Source organism: Catellatospora methionotrophica (assembly GCF_011297335.1).
In the GTDB taxonomy this organism is placed as follows: domain Bacteria; phylum Actinomycetota; class Actinomycetes; order Mycobacteriales; family Micromonosporaceae; genus Catellatospora; species Catellatospora methionotrophica.
In genome coordinates, this window is the sequence record NZ_JAAOTJ010000001.1 from 277,684 (window position 1) to 297,391 (window position 19,708).

The 19,708-nt window shown below is 71.2% G+C and carries 8 protein-coding genes; 5 read left to right on the top strand and 3 right to left on the bottom strand.

What is annotated here, in order from left to right; genetic code table 11:
- Positions 1–40 precede the first annotated feature (40 nt).
- A complete protein-coding gene (locus HAV40_RS01385) occupies positions 41–7,525 on the bottom strand; it encodes a SpvB/TcaC N-terminal domain-containing protein (protein WP_166378156.1) in 7,485 nt (2,494 codons plus the stop codon).
- Positions 7,526–7,672: 147 nt separating this feature from the next.
- Positions 7,673–8,998, bottom strand: a complete 1,326-nt coding sequence (locus tag HAV40_RS01390) for a ThuA domain-containing protein (protein WP_239086262.1) — start codon at positions 8,996–8,998, stop codon at positions 7,673–7,675.
- 237 nt (positions 8,999–9,235) lie between these two features.
- Here HAV40_RS01390 and HAV40_RS01395 point away from each other — a divergent pair, with 237 nt between their 5' ends.
- The 5 genes from HAV40_RS01395 (at position 9,236) to fxsT (ending at position 18,547) form a co-directional block, all read left to right on the top strand.
- Positions 9,236–10,690, top strand: a complete 1,455-nt coding sequence (locus HAV40_RS01395; RefSeq protein ID WP_166378160.1) for a serine/threonine protein kinase — start codon at positions 9,236–9,238, stop codon at positions 10,688–10,690.
- 26 nt (positions 10,691–10,716) lie between these two features.
- Complete coding sequence (locus HAV40_RS01400; RefSeq protein WP_166378162.1) at positions 10,717–12,474, top strand: vWA domain-containing protein; 1,758 nt, start codon at positions 10,717–10,719, stop codon at positions 12,472–12,474.
- Between the two features lie 382 nt (positions 12,475–12,856).
- On the top strand, positions 12,857–13,525 hold the full coding sequence (locus HAV40_RS01405; protein ID WP_166378164.1) for a TIR-like protein FxsC: 669 nt from the start codon (positions 12,857–12,859) through the stop codon (positions 13,523–13,525).
- Positions 13,522–14,715 (top strand): hypothetical protein, encoded by a 1,194-nt coding sequence (locus tag HAV40_RS01410; RefSeq protein WP_166378167.1) that lies wholly within the window; start codon positions 13,522–13,524, stop codon positions 14,713–14,715. The genes HAV40_RS01405 and HAV40_RS01410 overlap by 4 nt, the downstream gene beginning before the upstream one ends.
- Complete coding sequence (fxsT, locus tag HAV40_RS01415; RefSeq protein WP_166378169.1) at positions 14,708–18,547, top strand: FxSxx-COOH system tetratricopeptide repeat protein; 3,840 nt, start codon at positions 14,708–14,710, stop codon at positions 18,545–18,547. The genes HAV40_RS01410 and fxsT overlap by 8 nt, the downstream gene beginning before the upstream one ends.
- A 55-nt stretch (positions 18,548–18,602) precedes the next feature.
- On the opposite strand, the gene HAV40_RS01420 is transcribed toward fxsT, so the two are convergent.
- Positions 18,603–19,514 (bottom strand): alpha/beta fold hydrolase, encoded by a 912-nt coding sequence (locus HAV40_RS01420; protein WP_166378171.1) that lies wholly within the window; start codon positions 19,512–19,514, stop codon positions 18,603–18,605.
- Between the last annotated feature and the right edge of the window lie 194 nt (positions 19,515–19,708).

Genomic DNA, 19,708 nt, shown 5'->3' on the forward strand with positions numbered 1-19,708 from the left:
AGCCCTTCTCCTGCCTGTGTCTGTCGCTCGGTGCTCGGGGTCACTGCTTGGGCGAGACGATGACGTTGGTCATCTCCTGCTCGGTCAGGCCGAAGACCCGCACGAGCACGCCCTTCTCCGCGCCGTAGTCCTTGATCGCTTTGAGCGCCGCCTCGTACTCGGCGGCCTTGCCGACCGGGCCCGCGTAGTTGGCCGGAGTGGCGATGTCCAGGGCCACGTTGGACAGGGCACGGCCGTCGGGCATCACCCCGGCCTTCTTCATCGCGGCCAGCTCGTCGATGAACCCCTTGTACGCCGACACGCCGGGCACGCCCTGCAGCGTCTTGAGCTGGATGCCGAGCTTGGCTTCCTTGGCGTAGAAGTCGATCGTCTTGAAGAAGCCGTTGTTGAGCCGCCCGACCCACTCCAGGAACCGGTAGCGGGTCCCGGCGAGCGCACCCTCCAGGATGACGCCGCGCCACATCGCGCCGAACGCCTCCTTGTCCAGCGCCCAGGTCTCGCGCAGCGCGGTCATGATCTGCCGGGGCGTGAGCATGCGCACCGAACGGACGACCATCTCCTCGGCGCCCGCGACCTGGGCCAGGGAGCGCACCTCGGCTCCGGCGGTGTGCCCGGCGGCCATGAGCGGGTTGGCGTCCAGCGGCGACATGCCCGGCGGGTGCGGGTCGACCATCCCGATCGCGAACTGGCCGAGCACGTTGATCACCGCGGCCTTGGCCGGATTGGCCAGCGTCCAGAACAGCAGCGACTCCTGCGCGGTCATCGCCAGCGAACCCAGTGCCATACCGCCGTAGATCAGGCCCACGGTCGCGATGGAGCCGGCGGCGGCCATGCCGGTGCCGACGCCGAAGCCGACGCGCTGCCCGGCCAGGGCCCCGTTCTGCATGTCGCGGCGGCCCTCGGCCTCCCAGCGCTGCCAGCCCGGGTTGTCCTTCAGGCACGGGTTGAGCTGCGGGCGCACCGCGTACCCGGCGTGCGCCGGGGCCAGGAAGCTCCACCAGGGCTGCTTCTGCTCGGCCAGCTCCTTGCAGTCGGCCCCGTCCGGGTCGTGGTAGCGGATCGGGTTGCCGCGCACGTACATGTAGGTGCTCTCGCCGGGGCGGTGCGCCTGCGGGTCGTAGCTGTTCCACCGGCCCAGCCAGGGCAGGTAGTAGCGGGCCCCGTGGTAGTACAGGCCGGTCTCGTCGTCGCGCTCCTTGCCGGTGTACCGGTAGCGGCGGGCGCTGACTTCGGGCGCGGTCAGCCACAGCGCGGTGGTGCCGTACGGGTGGTACTCCTCGGCGGAGATCACCGCCCCGGTGTCGTCGAGTTCGAGCCGGGCCGAGCCGATCTGGTCGTCGTAGGCGAACCGGTGCCGCACCGTCCCGGTCTGCTGCGGCTGCCAGGTGTCCACGGCGGTCCGCTCGACCATCGCCAGCCGCCGGGTGCCGTCGAGCAGGTGCACGGTCTGCCGCTCGAAGACGACCTGCCCGTTGACCCGCCGCCGGTACACCTCGTACCCGCCGAGGTAGACGAACTCCTCGACGACGCCGCCCTGCCGGCGCAGCACCCGGCGCACCCGGCTGCCCGCCCCGTCGTAGGTGTAGTGCGCGCTGCCGCCGCCACCGAGGTCGACCGATACGAGCTGGTCGTGGTGGTCGTAGCCGAGCGCGCCCAGGTGCGGCAGGCCGGTCATGTTGCCGTGCGCGTCGTGCGTGAACGCGACGCTGCCCGGCCCGCCCGGCACGGTGTGCGACAGCAGCCGGTTGGAGCCCGCCGCGTACGTGTAGTTCCGCGTCCAGCTGCCGACCCCGGCGACGTGCGCCATCGACGTGATGTTGCCCGCCGGGTCGTAGGTGTAGCGCTCGGTGTAGGCGCGTACGGCGTTGACGTCGTCAGGGTGCGGGACCGGCCGCGCGGCCGGGTTGGCCCCGTCGGGCTGTACGCCGAGGCTGGCGTGCTCCCGGCCGGTGGCCTCGATGAGCCGGTACAGGGAGTCGAACACGTAGTGGCTGTCGCCGGAGGTGACCTCGCCGTCGAAGAACACCGTGCGCTGCGCCCGGTCGGTGGTGTCGACGGTGTTGCCGGACGGGTCGTGCACGTAGGACACGTCCTGCAGGGCGACCGTCCCGCGCCTGGTCACGGTGCCGCGCAGCCGGAACGTCAGCGGGTCGAAGGCCTGCTCGGTGACGGTGCCGTTGGCGTACTCCGCCCGCACCCGCCGGCCCGTGGCGTGGTAGTCGGCCGCGACCAGGTAAGGCGTCTGCCCGACCGCGCCGGACAGCCGCGCCGACAGCGCCTCCAGCAGCCCGGCCTCGTTGTAGCGCGGCGACAGCACGGTGGTGTCCGGCAGCACCTGCATCACCGGCCGGTCCAGGGCGTCGTAGTCGGTGGCGGTGGACATCGGCTCCGCCTCGATCAGCGGCTGCGCGGCCGCCTCGATGCCCGCCGGGGCCACCCCGGCCAGCGCCGACCAGTCGGGGGTGCTGTCGAAGGCCCTGGCCAGCTGCCGCCGCGAGGCCAGCAGGTTGCCCTTGAAGTCGTGCCGGTGCGAGGTGTGCAGGCCGCTGCCGTCGAAGGTGTACCGGGCCCGGCCGCGCACGTTGTCGGCCGCCGCCGACGGCACGCCCTCGCCGTACACGGTCAGCGCCGCCAGGATCTCGGCCGGCGCGCCCGGCTCGGTGATCCACAACTGGACCGGGCGGCGGACCGCGTCGTAGGAGTGCCGGGCCGCGAACCCGCGCGCGTCCCAGCGGCGGATCGGCACGCCGAGCACGTCGGGCACGTACCAGTGGTCGCCCGCGTCGGGGCTGCGCGTCGCGATGGCGCGCCCGGCCACGTCGAACACCGACGCGTTCACCGTCACGCCGCGCGCGTCCACCTGCGACTGCCGGGCCCCTTCGATGTCCAGCACGTCGCGCACCGGGTGCCGCTCGTCGACGACGACCCCGGTGCCGGGGGTGGTGTGGCGGTCGTGCGCGACGGTGACCACGACCCGGCCCAGCACGTCGGCGTGGCCGACACCGGGCGTGGCCGCGTGCACGGCGGCCTCGATCGCGGCCCGCTGCTCGCGGGGGCCGAGCGCACCGCCGATCCGGCGCTGGTGCCAGGTCTGCCAGCCGGGCGGCTGGGTCGTGAAGTGGCCGGCCAGCAGCGCCGACACGTCGGGGTCGGTACGCGGGTCGAGCAGCACCGTGTCGTTGGCGTCCCAGACGTCGTGCCGCCACGGGTCGAAGTTCGTCTTGGTGTACGAGCCGTCCGGCGACAGCAGCACGACCTCCCGGCCGACCGGATCGTAGGCGACGACGTTGCTGACGCCCGCCGTGTAGGCGAGTTCGAACGCAGGGGTGGCGGTGAAGAACGGCTCGTAGCGGCGTACCGGGCGGCCCTTGTCGTCGAAGACGGTCCAGCCGGAACCGACCCAGCGCGGCCCGTCCGGGCCCGGTTCGGCCTGCGCCTTGACCTGGATCTCGCGGCTGAACCCGTCGGCGTAGGTGATGCGGTGCTGCACCCGCCCCGGGTTCGGGCCGTGGGTCTCGCGGCGCAGCAGGCCCGTGCCCACCGGCGCGGGCCGGGCGTCGTCGCGGGTGCGGTGGAACGCCCCGAGGTCGACGACGAACCGGATCGTCGCCCCGCCGAGCAGCCCGGCCTGGCCGAGCGGGTCGGCGAGGTAGGCGGCGGCGTCGGGTTCGGGGTCGAGCCCGGTCAGCGTGTCGCCGAGCGACTCCTCGGGTTTGCCGCGCCGTGCCGTCGCGGTGACCAGGCCGAGCGCGTCGAACAGCACCTCGGTGCGGTTGCGGTTGGCGTCGCTGCTCACCGTCGGCGCGAGCACCCGGTAGTCCAGCCGGGGGGTCAGCGTCTCCGCGTCGGGCGTGGCCGCCTTCGCGCGCTCGCCCGCCGAGGTGCGGTTGCCGACCGCGTCGACGCTGTCGAGCAGCAGCAGGTCGTAGGAGTCGTAGCGGGCGTAGCCGATCGCGCCGAACGGGTCGGCGTGCCGGTTGGCGGTGAAGAAGTGCTCCCGGGCGTACGCCAGCTCCTGCGCGGCGGTGTCGGCCGGGTGCGGCGAGTACAGCAGGCGGCCGGACGGGATCCACCAGCCGCCGTCGGCGTACACGTAGCCGCCCTCGACGCCGAGCACGAGCGCGGGCTGCGGCAGCAGGTTCTCCGCCCCGCGCCGGTAGGCCTGGGCCAGCAGACCCGGCGTGAACGCGAGCTTGTAGCTCTCGTACGGCAGCCCCAGCGGCTCCTGCACGCCCGGTGCCAGCGGGCCGCCCAGGTCGTCGCGGCGGTAGCGGACCCGGGTGTGCTCCAGCAGCCTGCGGCACGGTCCGGCGACGGGCGGCTGCTCGTAGGACACCTCGGCCGAAGCGAGCACGGTCGCGTGCAGAGCGTCGAGCGCGAACGGCTTTCCCGGCTCGGGCGTGACGTGCACCAGCTCGTACGTGCGCACCTCGGCGGGCTGCGGGGCGCGCAAGACCGCGGCGGTCTGCACCGGGTTGGTGAACGCGCTGGCGGTGACCTTGATCTGTACGCCGGTCTGCACGGCCCGGATCGCGTCGCGGGTCGCCGCGTCGAGCATCGGGTCGAGGTCGGCGTCGGGGTGGCGGCGGCCGTAGGCGACGGACGCCGACAGCAGCACGTCACCGAAGTCGTCGGTGTCGAGCACCAGTTCGTGGGTGATGCGCGGGTCCATGACCGTGGTGGTGAGACCACCGGCCTCGACGGCGTACTCGCGGCGCTCGTAGTGCAGTTGCAGCGTCTCGCGGGGCCGGGCGAAGCAGACCGCGTGCGCGTTGGCGCCCCTGGCCTGGAGCAGGTCGACGGCGTAGTCGCGTTCGGTGACGGTGAACGGCAGCGGGCTGTCCTCGGCGTACACCTCCTGCCGCAGGATGAGGCCCTTCAGCGCCCGGCAGGCCTCGCGCAGGTCGTCGGGGTCGACGTCGCCGTCGGGCCACACCGTGTCGGGCAGCCGGAACTCGGGGTCGCCGGGCCAGTACTCGGTGGCGTAGCGGGCCGACAGGGCCTCGCCGCCGGACGCGAACGCGCCGGTGTGGTACCAGGTCCGGGTCAGCGTGCGCGGCCCGACGGGCAGGTCCCCGGCGACCGCGCCGATCCGGCCGCCGTCCCACTGCTCGACCATGCCGAAGCCCCGGAACTCCCGTTCCGCCCCGTCGAAGAAGCCGTGGTGGTACGCGTACGACGTGACGAAGGCGTTGCCCGCGACGAGATCCTCGGTGGTCACCGTGTCCACGACGTGCACCGGGAACGGCAGCCGGGTCTGCCACGGCCGCCCGGCGGCCTTGTCGGCCAGGTAGTGCCTGGTCGAGGGCGCGTAGTCGACGGTGATGCGGGAGCCGAGGTTGTTGACGACCTGCGTGAGCAGGTGCGGTTTGCCGCCGCCGTACAGGTCCAGGTAGCGCAGGCTGCGGCGCTCGGAGCCGGGCAGGGTCGCCGACCACACCAGGCAGGCCGTGCCCGCGCCGAGCAGGTCGGCGACGGCCAGGTCACCCTGCGGGGTCGCGGTCAGCAGGTCGCCGTCGGTCCAGCCGTTGCCGGACCGGTTGCGGTACAGCCGCACCTCGCGCGGACCGGCGTAGACCAGGTCGGTGACGCCGGAGCCGTCGACGTCGGCGAACAGCACCCGGCGCGGATCGAACTGCTCCTCGGTCGCGCACAGCGGCCCGTTGTCGGTGACGATCCGGCGGCCGAACCGGCCGTGGCCCAGGTTCGGCCAGTAGCAGACCTCGCCGTTGCGGACACGGACCAGGTCGAGCAGGCCGTCGCCGGACATGTCGGCCAGGTGCACCGCCGCCCGGCCCTCGGTGAACAGCAGCCGTGGCCCGTCGGCCTCGTCGAGCGGGTTCAGCACCCGCCGGGCCGGGCCGAAACCCTCCTCGGCACGGGACGCGTACCAGGTCAGCCCGCTGTCCTCGGCCAGCAGCAGGTCGGGGAAGCCGTCGCCGTCGAGGTCGGCGAAGCGCAGGTTCGGGTCCTGCCAGTCGATCGCGGGCAGCGCCGCGAACGGCCGGTACGGCGCCCAGCCGTCATCGGCGCGCTCGGTGAAACCGGGCAGCGGGCCGGTGTAGGAGACCAGGTCGAGCTGCCCGTCCCCGGCCAGGTCGACCAGGGTCGTGCCGACCTGGTTGGGCACGCTGGGCAGCGCGCGGGCGGTGTCGAAGCGGCCGCCGCCCAGGTTCGCCTTGTAGTACAGGCCGCCGGGGGCGTCCAGCAGCATCCCGGACAGCCCCTCGCCGTCCAGGTCGACCCAGCGGCAGCCGGTCGTGCCCAGCCCGGCGGGCAGGTTGCGCAGGCTGTCGGCGTCGACCTCACCGACCTCGGCCCGCAGCGTCGCAGGACGGTACGCGAACTCGACCGGCGGCATCGCCCGGTCGACGTAGCCTTCGCCGTCACGGCGGTAGCCGCGCGTGGTCACCGAAGCCAGGAACGAACCCGCCGCCTCGTCGGTGGTGTAGCCGAACTCGGTCGCCTTGACCAGGCAGTCCGCGCCGACGCCGGGCTCGTTCGGGAAGTGGTGGAGCATCAGCACCCGGCGGCACAGCCGGTAGGTGCGCACCTCGAAACCGGGCCGATACGCCGAGAACGGGTCGGGCCGCACCGTCCAGTCCCGGTCGGGCGTGGACACGGGCCGGGCCGGGTCGTGGTCGCCGTAGTCGAACACGACCTCGAACAGCCAGCCCTGGTCGGCCTGCTCGGACGCCAGCAGGCTGACCCGGTTGCCGTAGCGGATGCGCTTGAGGTGCCGCTGCGCGCTCCGGTCCGCGGCGGTGCGGTGCTGCTCGTGGGCGGCGGTCAGGTCGACGCCACGGGCGTCCTCGGGCAGGTACTCGTACTCCACGGCGTTGCCGTGCTGGTCGTACGACGAGCTGATCAGCCACGACCAGACCCGGCCGTCCCGCTGGACCCGTGAGCCGTCGTCGGCGCCGTAGACCGTGGTCACGCCGTCGCGGGTGATCGAGCGCCAGTGCACGTCGCCGTCGGCGCGACGCCAGCGCTCGATCCGGTTGAACGCGCCCTCCACCCGGGGCCGGAACCGGTCCACGGCGTACCCGGCCGGATAGCCGGTGACCGGGTTCGGGACCGGCACCAGGTCCTCGGTGTCGGTCATCAGGAACACGTCGCCGTCGGTGTACTCCGGCAGCCCCTTGTCGGTGCGCCGGGACACCGCGGGCAGCGACAGGCCCCAGCCGAACCCGAACGGGCCGTTGCCGCGCCCGGAGTCGTACGACAGCGACAGGTTCGGCCCGAACCCGGCTCGGCCCTTGGTCAGGTGCAGCGGCACCGACAGCGAGCCGGTGCCGGTGACCGGGTTGGCGGCGAACTTCTCGCCGAGGCCGCGTACCGCCCCGCCGCCCTGCGGCAGGTTGATCGTGGGCAGCCCGACGCCGCTATCGCCGCCCGACGGCCCGGCCGCCGACACGGGGCCACCGGACATGCCGGGCTGCTGCCCGGATCGTCCCGGCTGGGCCGACACGCCGGAAGGCGCTGCCTGCGGCGACGTGGGGTAAGGAGGCTGGGGGGCCGTCACGCCGCCTACCGTAAGCGCCGTCGCGGGCACCGGCTCCGATCTGTCTATGTCCGGTCAGAGCGACTCTTCCGGACGACCGCGCGCCGATCGGTGACGACGAAGCGGGCCGGTGCGCGTGGCACCGGCCCGCTCGCCCTCCCCTGGTGGTTACGGCTGCTGTACCAGCCGGAACGACTGCGCGCCGGTGCCGTTGCAGGCGTACTGCACCAGCTGGACGCTGTCGGCCGTGGAGGCGGCCGGTACGTCGAGGCACTTGCCGCTGTTGCGGTTGACCAGGTGGTAGTAGCCGCCGCCCTCCGCGACGGGCTGCCACTGCTGGTTGTTGCCGCCGCTGTAGGTCCACAGCTGGATCGGCGCATTGTCGGCCGTGGACACGTTGGTGACGTCCAGCGACCGGGCGCTGTTGAGGCGGATGTCGACGTGGGTGTAGCCGCCGCTCGTCGGCGTGAAGCGGAACTGCTGCGCGGTGCTGCTGTTGCAGGCGTACTGCTGGATGGCGGTGCCGTTGGCCGACGCGGCGGCACGGGCGTCGACGCACTTGCCGCTGTTGCGGTTCACCACGGTGTACCAGGCGGTCGGCGAGATCGGCCCGGCCGAGGCCGACGGTGCCGGGGAGGCCGGGGACGCCGACGGGCTGGGACCGGCGGTGACCCCGCCCAGCCACAGCAGGCCGTCGATCAGCCAGCGGTTCTGCACCTCACTGGCGAACGTCGAGGACAGCCGGGTGTTGGTGCTGTAGTTCATCGCGTTGTGCCCGAAGTTCGCGTACAGCATCTTGTAGTTGCGGTTGGTCCAGATGAGCGGGTGGTAGCCGCTGTACCAGGTCTGGTTCGGGTCGGTGCCGACCGGGTAGCTGCTCGGGTTGATCGAGGCCAGGATGTCGATGTTCGGGTTCTGCCGCAGGTCGTTGCGCCACGAGTACCACTCGCTGACCGCCGAGGTCCACGTCGCGGGCAGCCGCGTGGTGGACGCGTGAGCGCGTTCGGTGCGCATGGTGACGCTGGTCGGCCCCCACGTGTTGGAGACGAACGCGCCGGTGCCCAGGAACGTGTTGTAGTACCAGCTCCACGTGTTCGGGTCGGTGTTGAACGCGGTCACGTGGAAGCCCATCCACGCGCCCCCGTTCTGCATGTACTGCTGGAACGCGGCGCGCTGCCCGGACGGCGGCGCGTCGTCCAGGAACATGATCACCTTGTACTGGGCGAGGTTGCCGGTGTTGAGGCGGCTCCAGTCGGTGGTCGCCTCCCAGGTGAAGTTGTTCTGCGCGGCGGCCTGCGGGAACCAGACCAGCGCCTCCTTGTCGAAGTCGATGTGCGCGGCGTCCCAGGTGCCGTTGTAGAAGGCGAGCACCTTGAACGCGGGCGCGGCCTGCGCGGTGCCCGCGCCCGTGACGACGGTCGCGGTGATCGCGGTGAGCAGGGCGGCTAGTGCGGCCAGCCACCACCTCGCGGTGGTGCGCAGTGTTCTGGACACGACGGGTCCTCCGGTTTCGTGCATAGCGGGGCGAGGAACGGGTTCTGCCCCTCCAGGACCACCTGGTGAAACCGTTCGTAAACATTCTTAACTGACGATGCGTCGATAGGCAAGATTGGTTTCCTATTCAGAGCGCCCGCCCAACGGGTGAGGAGACCTCACCTCCGGGTAACAGCGGTGGACCGGCGACGCTATCCTTGCGGCTCGTTGATGGATCATCGGGATTCAGGAGGGCAGATGGCCGGCACGGCGGACGATCCCGCACCCGACGTCAGTCCGCTGACAAGTCACGACCCCCGCTCGCTCGGCCCGTACCGGCTGCTCGGGCGGCTCGGCAAGGGCGGCCAGGGCGTCGTCTACCTGGGCGTGGACGGCAGCGAGCGCCGCGTCGCCGTCAAGACGATCAACGTGGACCTGCAGCACAACCCGCGCGCCAAGGCGCAGTTCGCCAAGGAGATCGCCGCCGCGCGCCGGGTCACCCCGTTCTGCACCGCGCAGATCCTGTTCGCCGAGATCGACACCGAGCTGCCGTTCGTCGTCAGCGAGTACATCACCGGACCGACGCTGCACCAGCAGGTCCGCGAGCACGGGCCGCTGGCCGGCAACGCGCTCTACCGCCTGGCCGTCGGCACGGCGACCGCGCTCGCCGCGATCCACCAGGCGGGCATCGTGCACTGCGACTTCAAGCCCGACAACGTCATCCTCGGCGGCGACGGCCCGCGCGTCATCGACTTCGGCATCGCCCGCGCGCTCGGCGCGGAGACCATGTCCGGCCACGTCATGGGCACCGTGCCGTACATGGCCCCGGAGCGCTTCCACAACGTCGACGTGGGTCCGGCATGCGACATCTTCGGCTGGGCGGCCACCATCGGCTTCGCCTCGTCCGGGCGCGGCCCGTTCGGGCACGACTCGATGGCCACCGTGATGGCCCGGGTGCTGTCCGAACCGCCGGACCTGGACAACCTCACCGGCACCCTGCGCGACCTGGTCGTCGCCTGCCTGGCCAAGGACCAGCACGCCCGCCCGACCGCGCAGCAGCTGCTGATGCGCCTGCTCGGCCACGAGGCCACCCCGGCCGCGCCGGTGCCGCTGGTCGACGCGCTCCAGGAGGGCAGCGACGCGGCCACCGCCCTGCTCCAGTCGAGCCAGGACGTCCCCACGCTCGCCGCCCCGCAGCCGACGGTCACGGCCTCCCCCGTCACCGCGACAGCGGCTCAGCCGTCCGTGACCGTCGCCGCGGCGCAGCCGTCCGCCCCGGCCGTGGCCGCGTCGCAGCCCGCACCGCCGACCGCGACCGCCGCGCACCCGCCGACCGTCTCCGCGCCCCGGCTGCCGACCGACCCCCACGCGCAGCCACCGCACGTCCCGGCGGTGCCGCAGCCCCCGACCCGGGCCGCGTCACCAACGGCAGCCGCGCCGTCGACGGCCGGCCCCGGCCACGGCTCACCGGCGCTTGACCCCGCTGCCGCCGGCGGCCGGTCGCAGCGGCTGCTGCGGCAGGTCGGCGACCCGCTGGGCATCGCCACCGCGCTGCTGCTCGGCGCGGGCGGCTTCGCCGCCGGTTACCTGCCGTCGGCGCAGCCCGGCACCGGCGCGGCGGTCGGCGGCGGCGTGTTCGCCGTCGTCTACCTGGTGCGCCTGTTCACCGCCGTCGCGCTCGACGACGGCGGGCCCCGCCCGTCCGAGCGCTGACCCGACCGCGACACAGGAGGAATGCCATGGCTTCGCGCCGTACCCAGAGGTGGCTGCCCGTCGCCTTCGCCGCGACCGTCGGCATCGCCCTGATCGCGGGCTCCTACACGTACGTGTCCACCGTCGCCGGGGACCGTGGCGACTGCGTGGCCCTCGACGTCGTCTCCTCCACCGAGAAGAGCGATCTCGTCAAGGACCTCGCCGAGCGCTACAACAACAGCAGGCGGCGCTTCGGCGGCCGGTGCGCCGACGTCAAGGTCACCGGCCTCACCTCCGGGCAGGCGATGGAGGCACTGGCCGGGGACTGGGACAAGCTGTCCGGCACCGGCAGCCCCCGCCCCCAGGTGTGGCTGCCGACCTCCACCCTGTGGACCGGCCAGCTGCGGCTGCTCGACAAGGCCGCCGGACAGGCCGAGCAGACCCCCGGCGAGTACGCCTCGATCGCCAACAGCCCGCTGGTCATCGCCATGCCCGCCACCAAGGCCCGTTACCTGCAGCAGCAGGGGGAGCTGGGCTGGGGCGACATCCTCGGCATGTCCGGCGACCAGGGCTGGGCCGCGTTCGGCAAGCCCGAGTGGAAGCGCTTCACGTTCGGCAAGGACAACCCGAACCTGTCCACCTCCGGCCTGGCCGCCACCATCGCGACGTACTACGCCGCGACGAAGACCTCCAGCGACCTCACCGCCGCCGACGTACGCGACCCGAAGGTCACCAGGTTCGTCCGGCAGATCGAGGCGAACGTCTCCCACTACAGCGACGACGTCGTCGACCTGCTGCGCTCGCTGGCCGCCGCCGACCTCGCCACGGCCGCCGGCGAGGTCTCCGCCACCGACCTCAGCGCCGTGGTCACCCAGGAGGAGCTGGTCTACCTCTACAACACCGGCGCGCTGAGCGAGGGCCGCAAGCCCCGCGAGCAGCTCGTCGCGCTGTACCCGAAAGAGGGAACCTTCAACCTCGACCACCCGTACGTGGTGCTGCCGAAGGCCGACGACGCGCAGCGGGCCGGGGCGGCGGACTTCCTGGCGTTCCTGCAGGACGAGCCGCAGCAGGCGAAGTTCGCCGCGATCGGGTTCCGCGACCACGAGCAGGCCGCGTCCGACGACCTGGTCAAGGTGGTCGGGGGCCGGAAGTCCGCGGGCACCTACTTCGACCCGCCGTCGCCGGAGGTGGTCCAGGGCATCAAGGCGAGCTGGGCGACGCTGCGCAAGAAGGCCAACATCCTGATGGCCGTCGACGTGTCCGGCTCGATGACGACCAACAAGGTCGGCGCGCAGACCCGGTTCGCGATCGCGACCGACGCCGCCAAGCGGGGCATCGCCCTGCTCAACAGCGAAGACCGGGTCGGACTGTGGGCGTTCTCGTCCGAGCAGCCCGGAGCGAAGCTGCCCTACCGTGCGCAGCTGCCGGTGGCGCAGCTGAACCTCGCGCAGTTCGGCGCGCGGTTGGAGGGGATGCGGACCGGTGGGAACACCGCCCTGTACACGACCATCCGGGCGGCGCAGCGGCAGATGCTGACCAGTTACGACCGTACCCGGATCAACGCCGTCGTGGTGCTGACCGACGGCCGTAACGAGTACGACAAGGACAACGATCTCGCCAAGCTGCTCAAGGACGTGACGCTGGACCCCGATCGTCCGGTGAAGATCTTCTGCATCGCGTTCGACAAGAGCTCCGACCTGAAGACCCTGGAGTCCATCTCCAAGGTCACCGGCGGCAAGGCCTTCGACGCGCGCGACCCCGAACTGATCAACGACGCGTTCGTGAAACTGCTGAGCAGTTTCTGACGCCGCACCGAGCAGGAACGCCGCGTCGCGCATCAGACACTGTCGGCGTAGTCAGCTGATGACACAGTGCTCCGATTTCTCTATGGTGGATCGAGGGCCTGATCGGAGCCTGTCGATCACGGAACAGCGAGCGCCGTGCGCCGCGCGACGCCGGGGCAGGCATTGCGCTCGGCATCGGCTGCGCGAACGTGCGTGACCGCCGTGCCACGACCGGGTGGCACGGCTGCGGCATCATCGATGAATGGGCGGCGGCTGGGTCACCCGGGTCTTCTCGATTCGCACAGTGGGGGGAAGAACGTGACGCACAGCCGTTCGCGCGGCGGGACAGTTTCGGCACGGCGACGGCCAGGGGTCCACCGCAGCCGGGCAGGGAGCCGGGCGAGTGACACCCGGTGACCACGTGGTCGACGACCAGGACCTGCCGGTCTTCTTCCTCAGCTACGGGCACGCGCACGCGCTGCCGCTGGAGGTGGAGACAGCCCGCAACGACCGTGTCTCGATGTTCTTCAACGATCTGTCCGCCGACGTCGGCGAGTTGGTGGGGCGCGCGCCCAACGAGTACGTCGGCTTCATGGACCAGACGTTCCAGGGCGGCGAGGACTGGGTCGCCGACCTCACCGAGGCGCTGGGCGGCTGCCAGGTGTTCATTCCGTTGATCTCATCCTCATTGGTCGCCAGCAGCTGGTGCGGGATGGAATGGGACGGGTTCACCCGCCGCCGGGTGATCAAACGCGACACCCGCGTGCCCGTGCGGAAGTGCCCGATCCTCCCGGTGATCTGGACCCCGCTCGACACCGTGGAGCTGCCCACCGTGATGGACCGGGTTCAGCGCTTCAGCCCGCAGAACTCGAGCACCCCCGCCCTGCGCCGGCTGTACCTGCAGGAGGGCATCTACGGGCTGCTGAACCTGCAACCCACCAACGCCTACCGCGAGGTGGTGTGGCGGCTCGCCAGGCGCGTGGTGGATCTCCACCGCCGGTACTACGTGGAACCTCTCGACCTTGATTCGAGCGAGCTGCGCAACGTCTTCGCGAAGGAGTCATCACGATGAGCGGCGACACGGTACTCCACCAGGAGAGTGCGCCCCTCTACTTCTTCCTGAACTACGCGCACACCCACGGCGGCGACCCGTACGTGAACGGGTTCTTCGACGACCTCACCCAGGCCGTCCGTGACGCGGCCGGACTCGCCGCAGAGCCTGTCGGATACCTCGGCCAGGCGCCCGACCTGGAGACCGATCGTCACGGAGCGCATCGGGCGGCGCTGGGCAGCGCCCAGGTGCTGGTGCCGCTCTACTCGCCCCTCTACCTCAAGATGTCGCAGCCGCAACAGGAACGGGACGCCTACCTCAAACGGCTGACGACGGCAGGGGTCTCCGCCGTCGACCGCCATGTCATGCCCGTCATCTGGGTGCCGCTGACGTCCTGGGACCGCAGGCCGGACGACTTCGCCGCCGCGCTCGAGCTCGGCGCGGACGCCCCCATCTACCCCAAGGACGGCATGCGCGCGCTGTACATGCTGGCCCCGTACCGGACGAGCTACCAGCGGGTGCTGCACCGCCTCGCCCAGCGCATCGTCGACAGCGCGAAGTGGCATCACCTGCCGCCCTCACCCGCGCCGAACCCCGGCGAGTCACCCGCCACGACGGCAGACGACGCCCAGTTCATCATCGCCGTGCTCGCGCCGGAGCAGGAGGAGCCTGCCATCCGGTCCTGGCGGCCGTTCACCGGCCATCCGCAGGTGCGCCCGGCCGACTACGCCGTCGGCGTGGCGGAGCGGCTCGGCTCGGCGACCTTCGCCGGCGACTACGCGATGACCCGCGACCGGTTCGAGCACTGCCCCACCCTGATCCTGATCGACCCCCGATGCGCGGCGACCCCCGAGGGCGCGCGGCAGCTGACGGCGGCGTTGCAGAACCTGCCCACCTGGGTGACGCCCCTGGTCGTGATCGATCGCGCGGGCCCGGACGGCGAGCAGTCGGCACTGCTGGCCGACCGTATCGACAATGGACTCACCGCGCTGGGCGCGCCACCGGTGGAGCGCGTCACCGAGGTGGAAGAATTCCAGACGAGTCTCTCATCGACCAGCGCCAGCCATCTAGCACAACTGATCAGCCAAGCGCGCAGGCGATACCTGAAATACGGAAGGGTCTTCCCGCCCGCGGAGAACCCGGCCGAGCGCCTGACACTGCGCAACCCCGGATCATCCACTCTTCAGACAGGCACCGATTCTGATGAATGAGACGCCTACCGGCCAGGTCGTGACGTTCTACTCCTTCAAAGGCGGCACGGGGCGCACCATGGCGCTGGCCAATGTCGCCTGGATCCTCGCCGCCAGCGGGAAACGCGTGCTGGTCGCGGACTGGGACCTGGAATCCCCTGGGCTGCACCGGTTCTTCCGGCCCTTCCTCAGCGCGGAGACCGTACGGCGCGCGCCGGGCGTCATCGACATGGTCCGCCAGTACGAGGACCAGACGCTCAAGAACAACGCGCAGCGCCCGCAGGAGTGGCAGGCCGAATGCGCCAAGGTCTCGCGTTTCGCGCTGACCGTCAAGTGGGAGTTCGGCAACGGCGGCAGGATCGACTTCCTGACCGCGGGCAACCAGAACAACTACTACGCGGTCACCCTCGGCGGCCTGGACTGGGACAACTTCTACAACCGCCTCGGCGGCGCGGACTTCTTCACCGCCCTGCGGGCGAACATGAAGCAGAACTACGACTACACCCTCATCGACAGCCGCACCGGCCTGAGCGACGTGGCCGACATCTGCACCCTGCATCTGCCGGACACACTCGTCGACTGCTTCACCTTCAGCGAGCAGGGCATCGACGGCGCGGCGCAGGTGGCGGCACAGGTGGCCCTGACCCAGCAGCATCGCAAGATCCGGGTGCTGCCGGTCCCCATGCGGGTCGACCCGGCGGAGAAGGAGCGCGCCGACGCGGGCCGGTCGCTGGCGCGCCAGCGCTTCATCGACCTGCCGTCGCTGCCCACCCCCGAGGACCACGCCGAGTACTGGAAGACCGTGGAGGTTCCCTACCGGGCCTTCTACGCGTACGAGGAGATCCTGGCGACCTTCGGTGACGTGCCTGGATCGCCGAACTCCATGCTCGGCGCCTACGAGAAGCTCACCTCGTACATCACCGACGGCGGAGTGGACCACATGCCGCCGATGGACGAGGTGCTGCGGCTGCGTGAACTCGACCGGTTCAAGCGCCGGGTGGAGACGAACGAGATCCTGCTGCGTTACCACCCGCGCGACGAGGTGTGGGCCGAGTGGATCGAGCGGCTGCTGGTCTCCGCGGGGGTCAAGGTGACCCTCGGCGGCTCCGACGTGCTCACGCTGCCCGAGCAACCGGGCAGGCGGACGCTGTCCATCATCTCGGCCGACTACCGCGTTCCGCCGACGCTGCCTGAGCCGCTGAGCCAGTCGACGCCACTGGCGGTCTACGTCGCCGACGTGCGGCCGTCGAGCAACATCGCCCTGGAGAACTCCGCGTTCGTCGTGGGCCAGCCGGTCGCCGAAGCCACCGCCCGCGTGCTGCGCCTGGTCGGGCGCTCTGTGGGCGACCAGGCGACCTCACCGGCGATCCGCTATCCCGGCGAGGTCCGCCGCCGGGTGTTCACCGCGCCCGCGCGCAACCCCCGGTTCACCGGTCGCGACGGCGTGCTGCGTGACCTGCGCACCCAGCTCCGATCCGCCGGCACAGCCGTGGTACTGCCGGTCGCGGTCCAGGGTCAGGGCGGGGTGGGCAAGACCCAGCTGGCGCTGGAGTACGCGCACCGCTTCGCCACGGCGTACGACGTCGTGTGGTGGGTGAACGCCGATCCGCCGGAGTTCGTCGACTCCGCGCTGCTCGAACTCGGTGAGCGCCTGGGCCTCAACCTCGACCCGGCCGCGACCGACAACGTCCGCCTGGTCCTGCAGTCACTCGGCGGCGCCGAGTCCGCGCAGCGCTGGCTGCTGATCTTCGACAATGCGGAGGTCCTCGAACGGGTGGCCCCGCTGCTGCCGCACGGCGGCGGCCACGTGCTGATCACCTCCCGCAACCGGGAGTGGAGCGAACAGGCGCAGGCGCTGCACATCGACGTCTTCAAGCGGGAGGAGAGCATCTCCCACCTCCAGCTGCGGCTTCCCTCCCTCACGATGAACGAGGCGGAACGCATCGCCGCCGCGCTCGGCGACCTGCCGATCGCCGTGGCCGCCGCCGGCGCCCTGCTCGCCGAATCCAGCACCCCGATCGCCGACTACCTGCGCGCGGTGGAGGACGGCACGGCCACCACCCAGTCGGTGCAGACGACCTGGACCCTGTCGCTGAACCGGCTGGCCGAACAGTCCCCTGCCGCGTACCGCATGCTCCAGCTGTGTTCGGTGCTGGCTTCCGAGGTCGCGTTCGACCTGCTCAACAGTCACCGGATGGGCGTCGCCCTGGCCCCGACCGATCCGGCCATGTCCGAACCGCTCATGCGCGGCGTCCTGACGAACCACCTCAACAAGCTGGCGCTGATCAAGCTCGACACCCAGGCGCGACAGATCCACGTGCACCGCCTCCTCCAGCAGATCGTGCAGGAGCGCATGACGCCCGAGGACCTGGTCGACACCAGGCACGAGGCTCACCTCATCCTGGCGGCCGCCCGGCCGGACGGCGAGGTCGACGATCCGAAGCACTGGGCGGCCTTCCGCCTGCTCTGGCCGCACCTGGTGGTCTCCGAGGCGGTCACCTGCACCGACGCGAACGTCCGGCGCCTGCTGATCGACCGCGTACGGTTCCTGCACCAGAGCGGTGAGCCGCACGAGGCGGAGAGCCTGGCCGACCGGATCGGCGCGGACTGGATCCGGCGGTTGACCGAGGACGGCGAAACCGACACCGGGCTGCGGCAGCAGCTACTCGAACTCCAGTTCAACGTCGCCAACATCCTGCGGTCCACCTCACGGTTCCAGGCCGCGCGCTCGCTCGACGAATCGGTCCTGGCCCAGCAACGCCGACTGCTCGGCCCCCGCCACCCGCAGACCCTGCGCACCAATGGCAGCCTCGCCGCCGACCTGCGCGGCCTCGGCGAGTACGCGGCGGCGCTGGCGATGGACAGCGAACTGTACGAGGCCTGGGTCGACGTGTTCGGCGAGCACCACAACCTCACCCTGAACGCGTCGAACAACCTCGCGGTGTCCCACCGGCTGATGGGCGACTACCGGGCGGCCCTCGAACGCGATCAGGCCACGTTCCTGAACATGCAGGAACTGCTGGGCGAGAGCCACCCGTCCACCCTCACCACCGCCTCCAACCTGGGCCGCGATCTGCGCGACGCGGCACGGTACGAGGAGTCCGTCAGCCTGCTGCAGAGGATGCACGCCGACATCGTGGCCAACCGGGGAGCCGACCGGGTCGAGGCGTTCCTGGCCCAGGCCAACCTGGCGGTGTCGCTGCGCGCCGCCGGTGAGGCAGCCGAGGCGCTGGCGCTGCTGCAGTCGGCATACGAGCAGCTGCGTTTCAGCCTGGGTCCGGAGCATCCACAGACCCGCGCCTGCCAGCTCAGCCGGGCTCTCACCCTGCTGGCCGCCGGCCAGAACAAGGCCGCGGAATCGGAGCTGCGGACCGTCGTCACGTCCTACACCACGCTGCTCGGCGAGGAGCATCCGCACACGCTGATCTGCATGAGCAACCTCGCGGCGGTGCTGCGCTCGACCGGTAACGCCGACGGCGCGCGTGAGCTGGCCCAGCAGGCGGCCGAACACCTGGCGCTGAAGCTAGCCCCCGACCACCCGTTCACCCTCGCCGCGCAGATGAACCACGCGGTGTGCATGGCCGAGAACGACGACCTGGCCAAGGGCGCGGCGCTCACCGCGGAGTCGCTCGCCTTGCTCGTCACGACGCTCGGCCAACGGCACGCTGACACGCTGCGCTGCCGGGCGAACCTGGCCCTGATGCGGCAGGCGCAAGGCGCGGCGGGGCCGGAGGCCAGACCTGATCCGGTGATCAACGAGCTGGCCGACGCGATCGGCGAAAAGCACCCCAGCGTGAACGCGCTGCGCCTGGGGACCTATGTGCACCGCGTGGTCGATCCTCACCCGTACTGATCGGCCGCTCGGCTGCGCGGCCCGGCGAACCGTCGGGCCGCGCAGCCGAGCCGTGTCATCGCGCGGTCGCGGGCGCGTGGGCGGTCGTCTCCGTGCCCTGTCCGACCACCCAGGCCAGGATTCGCGGCAGGATCTCCATCGCGCCGAAGTGCCCGGCATCGGGCTGGATCTCCGCCTCGGCGTCGTGGAGCTGGCTTTCCAGCCACCGGCTGTGGCTTTCCGGCGAGAACGTGTCGTCGGCGCCGTGCCACAGGCGCACCGGCGACTTCACCTCCGACAGCTCGAAGCCCCAGTGCTTGCGGAAGGCGAGCGCATCGTCGATCCACCCCTCCGGCCCCCGCTGCAGCGCTTCCCGGTAGGTCTCGTGGAGCAGGCGGCGGATGGTCACGTCGTCGATGACCCGCCGGTCGGGTGCGCTCATCTGCGGGGCGAGGAATCGCAGCATGCTGTCGGGATCGGCCAGCGCGTCGGCGGTCCGGTTGCGCAGTGTCTCCATGAGAGCCGCGAGATCCGCGTCGGCCTCGCCGTACTCGTCGACGTTCGACGGGGCCATGCCCTCGAACCAGTCCAGTCCCGGGGCGGCCGCCGGAGCCAGGCCCACGAGCACCACGGTGCGGATGACCCGGTCGCCGAGGGCGGCCGCGCAGGCCAGTGCATGCGGGCCGCCGCCGGAGCGCCCGACGACGGCGAACCTGTCGATCTGCAGGTGCTCGGCGATGGCCTTGACGTCCTGGGCCGCGTCGATGACCCGGCGGCCCCGCTGACGCGTGGAGTCACCGTAGCCGGGACGGTCGTAGCTGATCAGCCGCACGCCCATCCGGTAGAGGGCGATGGGTCGCGGCCGGGGTCCGCTCTTGCTTCCTGGAGTGCCGTGCAGGAGAAAGACCGGAAAGCCGTCGCGCGCTCCGCTGACTTCGACAGCGAGCTGCCGCCCGTCCCCTGTCTTGACGACTACCAGGTCTATCACGTTTCCTCGGCTCGGGTCAGGCCTGCTTGGTCAATGGCACACCGTACCCGGCCCAGGTTGACGAGGAGCGACAACACGTAAACCCGAACCGCTTACACGTGACCACTCAGGGTAATATCGTAGGGCCAGACGACAATATATAGCCAGCGGATGGCACGAATGCGGCACATCCGGCTCCCGCTCGGCGAGTTGTG

Excerpts from the sequence above, each read along its gene's own strand:
- HAV40_RS01395 (WP_166378160.1), top strand. The coding sequence starts at position 9,236 with ATGGCCGGCACGGCGGACGATCCCGCACCCGACGTCAGTCCGCTGACA.
- HAV40_RS01400 (WP_166378162.1), top strand. The coding sequence starts at position 10,717 with ATGGCTTCGCGCCGTACCCAGAGGTGGCTGCCCGTCGCCTTCGCCGCG.
- HAV40_RS01410 (WP_166378167.1), top strand. The coding sequence starts at position 13,522 with ATGAGCGGCGACACGGTACTCCACCAGGAGAGTGCGCCCCTCTACTTC.
- fxsT (WP_166378169.1), top strand. The coding sequence starts at position 14,708 with ATGAATGAGACGCCTACCGGCCAGGTCGTGACGTTCTACTCCTTCAAA.